General features: G+C 40.8%; 14 protein-coding genes. All 14 read right to left on the bottom strand.

Annotated elements, in window-relative coordinates; translation table 11 throughout:
• Positions 1-27: 27 nt before the first annotated feature.
• Entirely contained in the window at positions 28-3,051 is a 3,024-nt protein-coding gene (locus BUA02_RS09195; RefSeq protein ID WP_083572715.1) for a response regulator, read from the bottom strand.
• Positions 3,052-4,521 (bottom strand): 4Fe-4S dicluster domain-containing protein, encoded by a 1,470-nt coding sequence (locus tag BUA02_RS09200; protein WP_072703197.1) that lies wholly within the window; start codon positions 4,519-4,521, stop codon positions 3,052-3,054. It lies immediately after the preceding gene.
• Between the two features lie 20 nt (positions 4,522-4,541).
• Positions 4,542-5,120, bottom strand: coding sequence for an ABC transporter ATP-binding protein (locus BUA02_RS09205; protein ID WP_072703200.1), 579 nt, complete (start codon positions 5,118-5,120; stop codon positions 4,542-4,544).
• Positions 5,117-5,857 carry an ABC transporter permease gene (locus tag BUA02_RS09210; RefSeq protein WP_242946495.1) on the bottom strand — a complete coding sequence of 247 codons (741 nt, stop codon included), beginning with the start codon at positions 5,855-5,857 and terminating at the stop codon, positions 5,117-5,119. Before BUA02_RS09210 ends, BUA02_RS09205 begins: the two co-directional genes overlap by 4 nt.
• A 59-nt stretch (positions 5,858-5,916) precedes the next feature.
• Entirely contained in the window at positions 5,917-6,687 is a 771-nt protein-coding gene (larB, locus tag BUA02_RS09215) for a nickel pincer cofactor biosynthesis protein LarB (protein WP_071175503.1), read from the bottom strand.
• Positions 6,688-7,727: 1,040 nt separating this feature from the next.
• A complete protein-coding gene (locus BUA02_RS09220) occupies positions 7,728-8,390 on the bottom strand; it encodes a YczE/YyaS/YitT family protein (RefSeq protein ID WP_072703206.1) in 663 nt (220 codons plus the stop codon).
• A gap of 30 nt (positions 8,391-8,420) precedes the next feature.
• Positions 8,421-8,618 (bottom strand): hypothetical protein, encoded by a 198-nt coding sequence (locus BUA02_RS09225; RefSeq protein WP_071175501.1) that lies wholly within the window; start codon positions 8,616-8,618, stop codon positions 8,421-8,423.
• 153 nt (positions 8,619-8,771) lie between these two features.
• Complete coding sequence (locus BUA02_RS09230) at positions 8,772-9,020, bottom strand: hypothetical protein (protein WP_071175500.1); 249 nt, start codon at positions 9,018-9,020, stop codon at positions 8,772-8,774.
• Positions 9,021-9,238: 218 nt separating this feature from the next.
• Positions 9,239-9,976: a hypothetical protein gene (locus tag BUA02_RS09235; protein WP_072703209.1), complete on the bottom strand. Its 738-nt coding sequence runs from the start codon at positions 9,974-9,976 to the stop codon at positions 9,239-9,241.
• Entirely contained in the window at positions 9,976-11,619 is a 1,644-nt protein-coding gene (locus BUA02_RS09240) for a sensor domain-containing phosphodiesterase (protein WP_072703212.1), read from the bottom strand. Before BUA02_RS09240 ends, BUA02_RS09235 begins: the two co-directional genes overlap by 1 nt.
• Positions 11,603-12,970 (bottom strand): diguanylate cyclase domain-containing protein, encoded by a 1,368-nt coding sequence (locus BUA02_RS09245; RefSeq protein ID WP_072703215.1) that lies wholly within the window; start codon positions 12,968-12,970, stop codon positions 11,603-11,605. The genes BUA02_RS09240 and BUA02_RS09245 overlap by 17 nt, the downstream gene beginning before the upstream one ends.
• Before the next feature lie 64 nt (positions 12,971-13,034).
• Positions 13,035-13,454 (bottom strand): hypothetical protein, encoded by a 420-nt coding sequence (locus BUA02_RS09250; RefSeq protein ID WP_072703217.1) that lies wholly within the window; start codon positions 13,452-13,454, stop codon positions 13,035-13,037.
• Between the two features lie 17 nt (positions 13,455-13,471).
• Positions 13,472-15,157: a serine/threonine protein kinase gene (locus BUA02_RS09255; protein WP_072703219.1), complete on the bottom strand. Its 1,686-nt coding sequence runs from the start codon at positions 15,155-15,157 to the stop codon at positions 13,472-13,474.
• A 9-nt stretch (positions 15,158-15,166) separates the two neighbouring features.
• Complete coding sequence (locus BUA02_RS09260) at positions 15,167-15,976, bottom strand: PP2C family protein-serine/threonine phosphatase (protein ID WP_072703222.1); 810 nt, start codon at positions 15,974-15,976, stop codon at positions 15,167-15,169.
• Position 15,977: the final 1 nt, after the last annotated feature.

Genomic DNA, 15,977 nt, shown 5'->3' on the forward strand with positions numbered 1-15,977 from the left:
GGTATCCCTCTCAATCCGAACTTAATATTACAATATCCTTAAAAGTCCATCCCTGTCAACTGCTGCCAAAAGACGTTTTACATCGTGGTATTTGTCGGCATATTCCTTAGGTATCTGGTACTCATCAAGCATATTCATAATGTCATCTGCACTATCAAAATAAGAAGCAGCAACAAATTCCTTCATAGAAAGGAATGCCCCCTCAAGCTCCTTAGGATCGATCAGTGGTTTGTCGCTATTATCCTCTTCAAACAAGGAGCCAAGCTTATTGATATAACTTCTGTATTGTTCGAGAAGCGAAGGTGTCAGTTTCTCGATCATTTCTACATCTTCTTTATTTCCGCATTCTTCCAGATACTCTGCTTTATCTGCAAGATCTAAAGCTCCTATGGCTCTTGCAGAGCTCTTAAGGCCATGCACATATATTGTATAGTTTTTGTAGTTCTTTTCATTAAAATATTTTTCAATAAGACCGGATCTTTCGTCTATGGCAAGTCTGAAGTCCTTCATTACCTCTTTTGCCACCTCAGGAGATCCGCACCTCGAAATAGCAGTTTCGATGTCGATGCCATTTATCTTGAGAATGTCCTGCATTGCCTCTTTTTCTGTTTCCTGCTTTGGTGTTGTATCTTCTACGTAATCCTTGTCTCCAGGTTTTGTAACCTTATAGGAAGGTAGATAGCTCATTATCATCTCTTCAAGCTTGATTGGTTCTACCGGCTTGGACATATAGTTTGTAAAGCCCTCTTTATAGTACATTTCTCTGGATCCAGATACTGCATTTGCGGTAAGGGCAATGACTGGAACCTTTTTGTTTAAATTCTCCGGCATCTCTTCCATGGCGTGGAAGGTCTGAATTCCGTCCATTTCAGGCATTCTGTGATCAAGGAAGATTATGTCGTACTTGTTCTTTTTAACAAGATCAAGAGCCTCCATACCGCTGGTGGCCGTATCTACAACTATCTGAGTCTGCTTTAAGAGTCCCTCTACAACGGTGAGGTTTGTTCTGGTATCGTCTACTACCAGTATCCTTGCATCTGGCGCATGGAAGGTCTCATGATATTCATGCGCACTCTTTGCTGCATCCTCAAAGGCCTTAACAATATCGCCAACTGGCTCTGCATCCACTACTGTCTGTATTATGGTAAAAGAAAACTCGGAGCCCGCTCCATATTCGCTCTTGACCGAAAGCTTTGAATCCATAAGGTTAAGAAGGCTGTTAACAATGTTTATTCCAAGTCCGGTTCCTTCAATTGTTCTATTTCTCTTTTCATCGATTCTCTCAAAGGCCTGATCGAGCTTTTCTATATCCTCTTCTCTGATTCCTATACCGGTATCTGTAACGCTTACAGCAAGGGCTATCTTCTCTTCATAAGAGTCTTCAGGGTTTTCTTCTAATACTCTTTCGTATTTCACGTCTAAAGTAACGGAGCCGCGCTCTGTGTACTTGATAGCGTTTGTTATAAGGTTTATGATACACTGTTTGATCCTGACTTCATCGCCAAACAGGATGTGAGGAATATTTTCATCAACAAGAAGCTTGAGTTCAAGGTGCTTTTCACTTGCTTTGATGCTGGCCATATTGATGATATCGTTGATAAGTGACCTTACATCATACTCTACAGGTATGATCTCCATCTTGCCTGCTTCAATCTTGGAAAAATCTAGGATATCGTTTATAAGTGCCAAAAGAGTCTTACCAGAACTCTGAATGTCCTTGGCATATTCAAGAACCTTTTCATTTGTGGTCTCTCTAAGGATCATCTCGTCAAAACCAAGAACTGCGTTGATAGGCGTTCTGATTTCATGGGAGATGTTAGAAAGAAATCTTGACTTAGCCTCATTTGCACTCTTTTCCATATTGAGCTGATCTTCAATACTCTGCCTTGTTTTAACTAGCTCGATATATTCCATAAGTCTGTAAAACGTCAGGTCCACTGCGTGATACAAGTCTTCTATCTCATCATTTGTATCAATCTGAAGTTCATGTACTTCACGTACTTTTTTATCAATATCTATCTCTTTTGAATTATAAATATCTGAAACTGCCTTAGATAGCGCTCTTATAGGCCTTGCTATTCGCCTCTGGGCATATCCGTTAAAGAATACCGCAAGTGGTATAACGATAATGGATATGAGCATAGCTAGCTTGACGCTAAATTCCGAGCTAAGAACCTGGTAATTAACGCTACCTCCTAGTTGTTGTACAAAGCCATCAGAGTCAGCAGTACCGCCTTCTAAGACCTCGATACTAACTAAGCTTTCAAGCTTTTCAGCGTTCGTAGCATGTTCCCATGACCTTTGTTCTAAAGAATTGTTAGTGCTGGAATTAGCCACTTTCATTGTAGGAATAAGTGTATTAGAAGCAAGCTCAGCTGAGATTCCAAGAATGATAGCTTCAAAAACAATGATCTGCATCACTACTGCTCCGATCTTGGACCTTCGCTCAACTTCGTATCTTTCATCTTCACTTAAAAATTCCGGTTTAACATAAAACTTTCCATTTCCAAATAGGAGCTTCTTTTCCGGAGTAAGCTTTTTAAATACCAAATAGACAATAAAGCAACCAATAAGACAACCTGGTGCCTCATTTAAAAAATATGTTACATAGTATTGGAATGGGACTGACGACACATCTATTCCTGCTAAAAGAAACAGGAGGATGCCCCAGAAATCTCCACTTATGAGCTGCAAGATAACAGACACCAATAGAGTTTTGTATACACTTGAAAAGAATTTTTTCCTGGCCATAAAATCTACAACACAGGCCAGAATAAGATAAACGAACACAAGATATGAAAAGCTGCTGTATACAATAGATCTGTACAAAAAGACCAGTAACACGCTGACCATTCCGGGAACAGCTCCGCCTAGAGCTGTCACCGTTATGATCGGTATGTATTTGAAAGCATAGAATATACCCGCAAAGGCCTGGTTCATGTCCTCTACATGAAAAATGTGCTTACTATAAAAGATAGTAAGAATAGACGAGATACCTATCATGCATAACTGAACATAAACCGATAATGGTAATTTTTTTATTCTTCTCATTTAATGTCCATCCCTGTGCATTGAAAACTTGTCCATTGGGTAATTTTTCAGGTTATCTAATACTTTTCTTTCATCCGCCTTGGCAAGAAGTGTTTCTCTCGCCTTATTTATTTCTGAAATATGCTTATGTTTTGACGGTCCTCCTACACATCCTCCTGGGCAAACCATACCTTCTATGAAGTCTTCAGGTAATTTGCCAACTTTTAATAATGTGAGTGCCTTCTTACACTCAGCTCCTCCCGCTGCACGAAGAAGTTTTATTCCGGAAGTATCTTCCCCTCTCTCCTGCATGCACTCTATTACAGCATTTGCAACGCCGCCGCTTGTGGCAAAGCGTTTACCCCATATAGATGATTCCTGATATTCATCAGTGATCGGTTCAAAAGAGATATCTTTTGATCTCATCAGTGCTCTAAGTTCGCCGTAGGTCACAACATAATCTGCATTTCCAGGAACTGACTTATCCTGAGACTCTGACTTTTTAGCGATACAAGGTCCTATAAATACTGTTACGCATCCTGGCCTTGTAGCCTTTAGATATCTAGAAATAGCGCACATTGGTGAAACTGTTGTGGACATGTTGTCTCTGTACTGCTCTGGGAAATGCTTTTTTAGCATATTGATAAATGCCGGGCAGCAGGATGTCGTCATCTTGCGGCCGCTGTTGTATGCTTCGCTCCACTCTTCAGCTTCATAGGCCGCCGTCATATCTCCGCCAAGTCCAACCTCGACCATATCAGCAAAGCCAAGCTTTTGAAGTCCTACTTTTATGGAAGCCATGGAGATATCTTCACCAAACTGGCCTTCCGTAGCTGGTGCGCACATTGCAATTACTTCCTTGCCTGCCTTTATCTCTTTTATGATGTCAACCAGGAAGGTCTTACTTCCGATGGCTGCGAATGGACAACTGTGAATGCAGTGACCACATTGAATACATTTTTCTTCATCTATCTTACAGTAACCATATTCGTCGTAAGTAATAGCTCCAACAGGGCATGCCTTCTTACAAGGTCTCTCCAAATGAACAATAGCGCTGTAAGGACAAGCATTGGCACACATTCCACATTCCTTACACTTAGCCGGATCAATGTGCATATGGGTATCGCCTGGAGTGATGGCTCCAAACTTACAGGAGTTAAGACAAGCCTTACCCATACAGAACCTGCAGTTATCAGTAACTGAATAAGCTGCAATAGGGCATTCATCACAAGCTGGATCTATAACCTGAACTATGTTAGTAGAATCCGGATTATAGGACGGGCTTTTTGCCATTGCCAGCCTGATCCTCTGCCTTACGATCTCTCTTTCTTTGTAGATACAGCATCTGTATGATGGCTTGGGTCCTGGAATTATCTTTAAGATAAGTTCCTCGATGTGCTCTGGATCATTTTTGCCTTCCCACTCCAGTCTGCACACCTGCTCCATGATATTATGCTTGAACCTGTTCATACTTACGTCATTGGTTACCATAAGAAATCTCCCCTGCTCTCTTACAAATTAACTACTCTGCCAAAATCAAAACCTTCGCCGCTATGTGACGTAATAACCAAAGGGCCAGAGCCCTGTTTATCTCTTATATATCTGATGGCCTCTTCTTTACTTTTTTCATCAAGACCTGTAAGTGGCTCATCCATTATCAATATGTCATTTGGAATACAGCAAGCTCTTACAATGGCAACTTTCCTTCTTTGCCCCCCGGAAAGCTCCCTTACCGGCTTGTCCAAAACCTCTGCAGGTAGAAGTTTTTCAAGCTCTTCTCTTGCTGTTTCCTTAAATATCTTATGACTTACCATTGTCACATTTTCAACTGCCGTAAAATCATCGCAAAGCCTGTCTTCCTGAAATACAGTTCCTGACACGATGTAAGGATACTTGTAATCACCAAGGAGCTTCACGCTTCCTTCATCCGGCTTATCAAGTCCAAGAATTATCCTGATAAGTGTTGTCTTACCGCAACCCGAAGGACCTGCAATGATGTAGCTGTGCTCTGATTCAATATCAAGACTAAAGTTATCCAGGACCTTTCTGCCATCAAAGGTCTTTGTAACGTCTTTTACCTCAATAGTCATGCCTTGCGCCCTCCCATAACATGTAATAACAGTAGCAATATCTTTTCACAGATAAAAGAAATAACTACTATCGCAATGGTCCAGGCAAAGAGCTCACCTGTCTCAAGGTATATCTTGGCGTTGTAAAGCCCATTTCCTATTGTTTCAAGGGGCTGACCGATGACTTCAGCGGCAATTCCGCTCTTGAACGCCATTCCAATTGCCAGTTTAAAAGAGCTCTTAAAAAACGGTATGAGCTGTGGCAAGTAGATATATCTGATAACATTCCCCTCAGGCATTCTGAAGGTGTGTGCCATTTCAAGCAACTTGTGGTCTGTTGCATCAAATCCCTCAAGCGTACTGACATAAATGATTGGGAAGACCACCATAGCACTTATAAAGATAGAAATATTGCTGCTTCCAAGCCAAATGAGAAGAAGTATAACAAAGCTTGCTACAGGCACTGTCTTTAAAAGCCCCACAATTGGTCTTGCAAAATCTCTTACAAGTTCCTCCTTGTAAGCAAGGAATGAAAATACAATTCCAAGAACTGTTCCTATCACAAATCCCAATAATATGTGTCCAAGACTGCTGCCTACAGACGCCCAGAAGCTTTCGCTTCCTGATAGTTCAATTAACTTCTGCAATGTCTCAATCGGACCTGCCATAAGGATCTTATTATGTATGATAATTGCCACCAGCTGCCAGATAACGATCCAGAAAAATACTGGCAAAGCCTTTTTGATTATTTTTTTCACCCTGATGTACTCGTTTCTTTTGTTATGTTTTATATTTCTAGCCTTATTGGCTCCAATGCTTACTTATGATTTATCATGCTTGCAAGATATCCGGCGCCAAAGCCATTATCGATGTTCACCACGCTTACTCCGCTTGCGCAGGAATTAAGCATTGATAAAAGAGCTGCAAGTCCTCCAAAAGCTGCGCCATAACCTACACTTGTCGGGACAGCAATAACCGGGCAATCCGCAAGTCCGCCGATCACACTTGCAAGAGCTCCTTCCATTCCTGCAATAGCTATGATCACGTTGGCGCTCATGATCTCATCCATAGCTTTTTTGTTGATAAGTCTATGAATGCCAGCTACACCAACATCATAGAGCCTGACTACTTTATTTCCTAAAAACTCAGCTGTCTTTGCAGCCTCTTCTGCAACAGGAATATCGCTTGTTCCACCTGTTGCTACAACTATCCTGCCAATGCCTTCAGCTGTATTTACCTGCTTACCTGCAACGGCCACCTTACTAAGTTCGTCATATGAGAAGTCTTCTATTTCACTTGTCATATTCTCTTTGAAATATTCAGAAGCTTCCTTACTCATGCGAGTGATAAGTACTCTTTCCTGACCATGAGCTAAGAGTTTTTTGGCAATCTCAACTATCTGCTCATTAGTCTTACCCTGACCATAGATCACTTCACCCTGTCCCTGCCGAAGACTCCTGTGAAAATCCGGTCTGGCAAATCCCATATCTTCAAATGGTGCTTCTTTTAACTTGAGAACAGCCTCTTCTATGCTAGTTTCTCCGTTCTTAACTTCGCATAAAAGCTGCTCAATATCTTTCTCTACCATTAACCTAATTCCTTTTTACCGCAAAGTTTCCACTAATAATATTTTATCATAATAGAGTCCACAAAACATCTACATTATTGTTATTTTGCGGTATGCTTACGCGGTGTTTTCCCTCTTGTTTTCTCTCACGGCATGTCATTTTCCGTATTTCCACATTTAGACATGCCATTATCTTGCTTTTTTCTTCTTATCAGCATGCCTTATCCTCATATTTCACAAATACACATGCTTTCTTTTCTTCAAATGTCAATTTTTGGCATGCCTTTTTCTACTTTTAACCATATAAGCATGCCGCCAGCCCCGAAGCCTTTCTTTTCCAACTGTATCGCCTGCGCCCCCAGAATCCTCCCGGTCATTTTTCATTACCTGCACTTCTCCAAAAAACTTGTTTGCAGGTAACAACTACCGCCACTCCACCACTCCCAGGTCCCATTTCATTACCTGCAACCTCTCATAATACTTGTTTGCAGGTAACAACTACCGCTACTTCACCACTCCCCGGCTCTCTTTCTTTACCTGCACTCCCTTATAATACTTGCTTGCAGGTAACAACTACCGCCACTCCACCACTCCCCGGTCCTCTTTCTTTACCTGCAATCTCTCATAATACTTGTTTGCAGGTAACATATACCACTACTCATCCTCTCCCCGGTCTCATTTCATTACCTGCAATCTCTCATAATACTTGCTTGCAGGTAACAACTACCGCTACTCCACCACTCCCCGGCTCTCTTTCTTTACCTGCACTCCCTTATAATACTTGTTTGCAGGTAACCCATGCCCTAAAATCCCCTCTCTGCCCCTCGGCAGAGTGCCTCCTTGTTCTGCTTAACTACTGCATATCAGCCGGGAGGGGCTTGTCAGCCCCGAAGCCGCGAAGCGGTGCGCCTAGCGCAGGGTTGACTAGCACCGGAGGGCTGATAAAGTAGTTGACGCAGAACAAGGACAACCGCGAAACCAACACACTTCTGCCCTCACCCTTAACAAAAAAGCCCCCTGCGCGCTAGCACAAGGGGCTTCAATCAGCTCAACAGCTATCTTTAATTCAAATGGAACACATGCTTTCCAAGGAACTTACCTACTACTGAAATGATAGGTCCTAGGAACAATGCCATAAGTATGATTCCGATATTTGGTGTTCCGCCAAACATGACGCCAATAACAATTACAAGGAAATCATAACCAATTCTGATAATGTAATAAGGCACTTTAGTAAGTACACGATCAGAAATGATCTGTGGCATGGCATCGTATGGAGATACTCCCATGTCTGCATTGATATAAAAGGAAACAGAAATGATAAACAAAAGCAATGCCAGGGCAAAGATCACTGCTCTTGAAGGAAATTCTGTAAAATAACGCTCTGGTATAGTCTTATCCCAAAGCCATCCAAAAAAGTCGGCGATATATCCAATAAATACCATGTTTGCAATGGTTCCGAATCCGATACATTTCTTGCCAAAAAGAATAACAATAACAAATAATACTGCATTTAATGCAAGTTGCCATGTTCCAAACAAGATTCCAAGTTTTCTTGAAATAGTAAGATTCATAAAAGTACAAGGATCTGTTCCAAGGTCAACCTTAATAAGGAATGAAAGAAAGAATCCCATAAGAAAAACGCCTATAAGCATAACAACAAGACGTTTCATAAAGTCAGGAGTCTCAAAATACTCACGCAAAAAATTTTTAACTTTGTTCATATAACCTCTACTTAAATAATTTATGATCAATTACTCTGCTATATGCAGTGCCCAGTAATTGTTTTTGTAATTGATGATGACTGGAGCATTTACAAAAGCTTCATCGCCGATATAACATCTGTCAGCTTCTTTATCGAAGGTGTATCTCCTGCCTTCACTATCATGCTCATTGATATATTCAAGTGCCTGATCAAGTGTCTCATCACCTTTACACAAATGAATGTTCATAACATTTCCTTTCTTGTCTTCTTGCCAATGAGTTAGTATACCATAAATATTCCAAAAAAATAGTCCATATTTTTATCAAAAAATAGCAAAGAAAAGCTGTTAAAGAATTAATCCTTAACAGCTTATTATCCATATTCAGTTGTAGTTTTTATCTCACACTCTTACCTTAACAAAGGCAACAGCTTTCTTTTCTTCTGTTTGCTCTTTTCTGCGTACCAGATCAGTTGTATGAACTGTGTACTCTGACTGATACTCGTCATCACGCAGGCCATCAGCTCCGAGCAAATCAAGAGCTTTAAATTTGCCGTATGATAAGTTCTGCTCCTTTGCCTTGATAGCATCAGTCATGATCTCTATGCAGCTCTGACTCATGCCTGTTTTAGTCTTTGCGGAACGTCTCATTATTTAATTCCTCCATCTCATAAGAAATATTTTTTCATTAAATGAACTGACGAACCAGGAACAATTTTTAACGGCCCCTCAACCTATTGTGTCCTGAAACCAAAAATTCATTTAATGGGTACATTATATACCTAACCCCTATGAAATGGTAGATACTTTATCGAGTTAAATTATTAAATTTTTATTAATTGGTTTATTGAAAATTAATTTCTAATTGTTTATTTTTGTACTCTAATTCGCTCATCTCCAGCAAGGTAGTTTAAAAGCGCCTGTCTTGCGTGTTCTTTGTCGGTTGCCTCAACGCTAACGGTAAATTGATAGGTATGTTTCTTGTGACCGCCAGCCTGTTCAAGCCTCTCAGCTTCTGCAATAGACTTATCTCTGGTATCTTCACTAGTCATCTCCATTATGTCTTCAATAGCAAATTTAGTGAACATCTCTTTGTGCCTCTCATCCTTAAGATATTCACCTATCAGCGCAAGCGTGTTTCCAAGATTCAGATACTCTCTGTGCAGGAAGGTCTCGAAATCAAGCATTTCATCATTTTCTCCAATTTCATCATCCTTCCATTCCAATTCCTTGTTCATCATTTCCTGTCTCTTTTCAGGATTCTTTTGCTGCCAGTCCATAATGTACCATTTCCAGATCTGCAAGCGCTTCCTGTTGGTCTCTTCATCGCTAAGCTCAGACATCTTCTGAATAGCATGTCTGACGCCCCTAGAAACCAGCGCATCTGTAGTATTTTGTACTTCGTAATTACGACTTTCAACTACAATCTTCTTGGCGGTATTTTCGATAGTAAGTCCCAATGTATCATGAGACAGACTCCTCAAGAACAGAGAGTAATCTCCATGGCGCGCAATAACAACAGGCCTTTCAGAAAGAATAGAATCTCTAAACTCTTTGAAAGACTTAAGCACGTCATCATTCTGAATGTAGCGAAATGTCCTGCTCATTACTTAAGATACTTCTCCATAAATTCTTGTATTCTACAAGGCCTGCCAAAATAATATCCCATCACATCTGATATTGGATATGCACTGGCCATCTTCTCCGTCTCTTCATCCTCAATTCCAGAAAAGCAGGTTCTGATGTTAAGCCTGTGAGTGAAACCTGTAATAGTCTCTACCATGTACTTGGTGGTAGGATTATCCTCCATTCCTCCTGTAAGGGAAGGTGCAATATTTATCAGGTCAATAGGCAAATGCCTTACAAGATCAAGAGTTCCAAAATCCGAGACATCCAGACCAATCTTGAGTCCACAGGACTTCAAAAATTCTACCTGGCTCTTTAAATGTTCCATTCCAAGCTGCCTGCTGCTCTGAGTCAGCTGCAGATATAAGCCGGTTGCCGGATATCCTATTTTTCTTAAAATGTCGATCAGAGTAGTTCTAAATTCTGACCTTTCAAGCTGCATGAAGGCCAGGTTTACACTTAGGAAAAAATCTCTTTTACCTCGTCTGATCTCGAGTGCATCCTTAAGTGCGTTTTCCAAGATCCAATTTCCAAGTAAAAAGAACACCGGATCCTGCTCAAGCCATGGCACAAATTCTGAAGGTGCCACTTCTCCGAAGGGCTCTCTTTCCCATCTGACAAATACTTCCATACCAACCAGATTCTTACCTACAGCTGAAAAAATGGGCTGATATTCAAGAAAGAACCCTTCAAAGCCGTTGATCACACTATTTCTGATAGCATCAACAAGCTCTATATTGCCCCTGTTGGTATCAAGCTGGTCATTATTGTAAATGATAAGATTGCCATGTTTTTGCGTCTTGGAATAGTCAAGGGCATATTTAGCGCTGGTGTATATGGCATGTTCATCAACGGTAGTATCTGTGGCGCATATCATTCCGCCGCCGATCTCAGCTCCAACCTTCTTGCCATTTATCATCAGAGAATCTCTGGTAAAAGACCTCATTCTGCCATAGAGTTTTTTCAGCTCCTCGATGTCCATCTGCCTTGTGATATAAGCAATTATGGTACCTTCGCCTCTGTAAGCCTTACCTCGTCCATTTCCTTCCTGCGTAAGCTTGGTGGCCATGGCTCTGAGGATACTGTTACCTATCATGTAACCATATCGTCTGTTAACATCACTAAAGTCTATAAAATTGATGAGAAGAACAAAATAAGGCGTTCCTGCTGCCTTATACTGTCTCATCTCATTTAGCATTTCATATTGATTAGGTAAAAGAGTAATTGGATCATTATTGTCCACGATACCCTTATTGATTATCGAGCATGCATAAAAAACCGGCTTACCCGCATAATCCTTGATAACAACGCCTCTGCAGGAACAGATCACATACTCGCCATTTTTGTTCTTGGCTCTGTACTCGATATTTGGATCTGTCTTAACCCCTGAATAGAATTCTTTTATATACTCAGCATACTTGTCTCTGTCATCAGGATGAATCCTGTTTTCCCACACAGAAGCTGCATTGTATATGTACTCTCCAGTAAGTCCAAAGTAGTCCACTGCATTCTGTGACCACCTGGAGATATTCTTTTCCATATCAAAAACGTAGACATATCTACTTCTTGAAGTTACAGCAAAGGTATCAAAGATTCTGTTGATGGTTTCATAGGTTCCGCCCATTAGCTGCCCCGTTTCTTGATGCTTTTATTAGTCGTTTGTTGTTGTACATAGCATCATCAGCTTTTTTCACTACATCCTCAAACTTTGTTCCATCCTCTGGACAGCGTGCATAGCCCGCACTTATGGAACCACGAAGTGTAATATCCCCTATTACTACATTTCTTGCCACATTCTGTCTCATACGAGAAATAACATTCTCATAAAATCTCTTGTCATGGGTTCCATGAATAACTACTACAAATTCATCGCCGCCAATTCTAAATGCTCTGTCCTTTTCTCTAATGCTGTTCTGAAGTCTCTTGGCTACAATATTAAGTAGTGCATCGCCAGTCTCATGTCCGTAGGTATCATTAACTTTTTTGAAATCATTCAGATCTATAAAGATCAGGCCATATGGAAGCTTCTTTTTGGATAATTCCTCCATGTGCTCCTGATAACTTCTAGGGTTATAAAGATTAGTAAGAGCATCTCTATAAGACATAACCTCAAGTTCCTTGGTATTAGCCTTAAGTGAAGAGAATGCTGCCATATTAAGAGCAAACAAAATGCTGATGATCAAAATGATTCCAAAGGCAGACAATATCTCATAAGCCTCCATCCAGTTGCTCAAAGGAGACAGCTCAAGAGTCCAATATCCGCCGCCTACTGTGCTGATCATAGCTTCAACAGGTGTCGCAAGAGCTTTTTCTGAATACTCCATGATGATCCTGCTGTCACCTGTGATGACATCGTTGCCGATCAGCTTGTACTCATAGCCTTCATCAGCTATTCCGCTAATATTCACATCAGAAAGAAAGGACGAAAGACTAATGGTAACTGAGGCAAATCCCCAAAAGTCCCCATTATTTCTGCCATCCCCAAGATAAATAGGCCTCCTGATGATGATGCCATAGCTGCCATCAGGAAGTTTTACAGGCGCCAGTATTATTCCAACACCTGTCTGTTTGCTATTGTCTAAATACACCCCTTCAAAATTATCATCGAAAAGATTCTTTCTCTCCGTATAAGCACTCTGAAGTGGGTATACATAAGTTACGATTCCACCAGGAGCAATGGAAATATCTACAACATCAAGATAATCGTCAAATAAAGCTTCTCCAACCTTGTAGAATCTCTCTTGCGTCAGGGCTCCGTTAGCATTTTTAACTTCAATCTCAAGGAGTCTTGTTATGTAATCTCTATTCTTGATCTCAGCTTCTATACGATTAGCAATATTTCCTGCCATAAAAGCAGCTCTTTCTCTTCTGGTTGAAGCAACTGAGCTAAGATAGATAATGCCTATAACAGTTGTGGCAATAAGAGCTAATACAAAGGTCACAAGACCAATTGTTATACTACGCTTTTTTGACATCATTTCCTCCATGATAAAACGATTCAACGTAATTAATTATACCATAATTGCAGGTAATTAAAACTCAGCCCTTATTTACTATTTCTCTTTCAACTACAAATTCAGAATCCTTGATAGCTTCAAGCACTGTTGTGGCATAGTCGGAACTACTTAAAAGTGCAGTAGTTGCATAGCTTTTATCCTTAAGCGCCTGATCCTCAAGGTTCTTAAAAAGAGTCTCAGTTGTGGTACCACTCAGACCTTCAGAAGTATTCCATGAAATCTTTGCTTTGTTATCCTTGCCAAAAAGATCTGCATGAACTCCGCCGTTTTGCGCATTCTCTCTTATCTTTTCAATGGATTTTTTGGCCTCTGATCCTGTAAGGACAGAGATATAGTGCTTGATATCCAGCTTGATCCACATAACGATAGCCAATACCAGCATAATAAGAGACATTGCAGCCATTAAAATTGACATGAGATTGTAAAACTCAACATTACTCATACTTTTTCCTTATCTGATCACTTTCCTACCTGATCCAGTGCCTGCTTAGCAGCCGTAAAGTTCCTCTGTGTCTTGCTTACAAGTTCCTTCGTACTATTAGTCAGGTCATATCTGGTCAGAATATCCTCATCAATATGTGCTAAAAGAGTATCCATCTCTTTTGACATCTCATCATAAGTTACACCTGCTTCAATAAACTTAGCAGCATTATTATATATCTGAGCAGCAACCTCCCTATAGATCACAAGAGCTGTTGTGGGGTTATCCACTTCTGCAATATTTCCATCAGAAATAGCCACAAGATCATCCCAGTATTCTCTGTAACTTATAACCTTGTCTCCACTTTTGGACTCAGTACCGATCGATGAATAGTACTGACAGATCTTGCCAAGTCTAAAAGCTCTTTCCTGCTTGTCTTTTGAAAGTCCACCATTGTCATTTACGATCTGAAACCACTTTGCAGCAAGCTGCTTGTTGCCAACATCGTCATAGCAATAGAAATATGCGATACCAAGTCTGTAGGCCACCTCAGAATAAGCCTGCTTGTTTGTTGATAGCGCACCCTCTACTGTAGTCTTGCCTACAGGTGAAATAAGTATCTTTCTAAGCTCTTCATCCTCTTCCTTTGAAAGAATATCATCAGCCAAAAGAAGGTTATCGATCAGCTCAAAATAGCCATCCACATCCGTTGGTTTTTCTGCTATAGCCTTGGCATACAGGTTCGCTGCCTCGCTTTCATCAGTAGTACCCTTTGCCTCAGCAATATAGTGCTGATAATATGCGTTAGCAAGCTTTCTGCTCTTTATCTGGAAATTAACGCTAAGTGCTGCAGTGAAAAGAGAAAGCACAATAATTGCAACAAATATGAGAACACTTATCTTAGCTTCCTTTTTATATCCTTTTTCAAGTTCCCTGTAGTTCTGAAGATCATACATAACTTCAGCGCAGGAATTGTACCTGTCATCAGGATTACTCTGAACGCACTTGCTGATGATGTACTCAAGTCCTGGTGAGAGCTGCTGATTCCAGTATCTGATCGGATAGAACTCATAAGGTGGTTCACTTGGGTTGTGTCCTGTTACCAGATGATACAGTGTTGCACCCAGGCAAAAGATATCTGTCCTTGCGTCAGTCTGTCCCATTCCGCCAAACTGCTCTGGAGCAGCATATCCACGAGTTCCAAGGTATGATGTATCTCCAGCCTTGGCCTCTTTATACTCTCTTGCGATACCAAAATCAATAAGCGTGATAGTACCATTTGGTCTGAGCATAATATTTCCAGGCTTAAGATCTCTGTAAATGATAGGAGTCTTTCTGGTGTGAAGGTACTCTAAAACCTCGCAGAGCTGGATACCCCACTCGATAACATACTCCTGTGGTTGCGCACCCATGTGTTTGAGCGCTTTTTCAAGAGTATTACCCTCAATATAATCCATTACGATAAGAAATCCGCCATCCTCATCAATAACATCCACAATACTGGGCAAAAAAGGATGTGATAGCTCTTTTAACAGATCTGTCTCAGTAATAAGACTCTGTCTGACAGTCTGGTAATTAGCTACTGCATCCTTCCTAACTTCCTTTATAGCCCAGGGCTTATTAGCCCTTTCATTCATAGCCAGGTACACTGTACTCATGCCACCTTGCCCGATGACACTAAGCACTTTGTACTTGCCGCCTACTATACTTCCAATCTCTAACATAGCATTCCTTTATTCTATACAAATGTTTATAACTGAAATATTATCTTTTTCGCCTCTTTTTTTGAGTATCTCAACTAAACGATCGAGGTTCTTTTTCATATCATCTTCTGTGGCACTACCTGGATGAGAAAGGCAACTGTTAAGTTCGCCTTGCGTAAGTCCTCTCCAAAAGCCGTCTGAACATAGAACAAATTCCTGTCCTCGTTCTATCTTGCCTCTTACCATCTGAGGTTTTACGCTCTCTGATACTCCAAGGCACTGAAGAAGCACACTCTTTTGTGGACTATTCTCTGCTTCCTTAGCAGTCATCATGCCTTTGTCTATCATATCCTGAACAACGCTCTGATCATGGGTTAAAAGAACTGTTTCTCCATTAGAAGAGCCATAAACTCTGGAGTCTCCGATGTTCATGATGACATATTCATCACCAATGACCAATAGGGCGACCATTGTAGTTCCAAGCATGCATCTATGCTGATTGCCATAGTCCAATATCTCGGCATTAATATCTAACGCCAAAGTTTGCCATCCACGAATTATCTCAGATATTATATCAAGAGTTTCTGTTCTATCAAGTCTTTCTGTAACATTTTTATGATACAGGGCCATAGGCAGCCCTTCAACAAACCATTTTCCCATAAGTTCGACAGCTTTTGCGCTTGCAACTTCTCCCTGGGTAAGTCCACCCATTCCGTCGCAAAGAACGCCCATAACTATCTTGCCATACTGTGCAGTACTTGCCACCTTAACCATAGTAGAATCCTGGTTAACCTCTTTAGTTGTGCCTTTATCTGTTGTGATGCTTATTTTTGTATCCATA

The organism is Butyrivibrio hungatei DSM 14810, assembly GCF_900143205.1.
Taxonomy (GTDB): Bacteria; Bacillota; Clostridia; order Lachnospirales; family Lachnospiraceae; genus Butyrivibrio; species Butyrivibrio hungatei.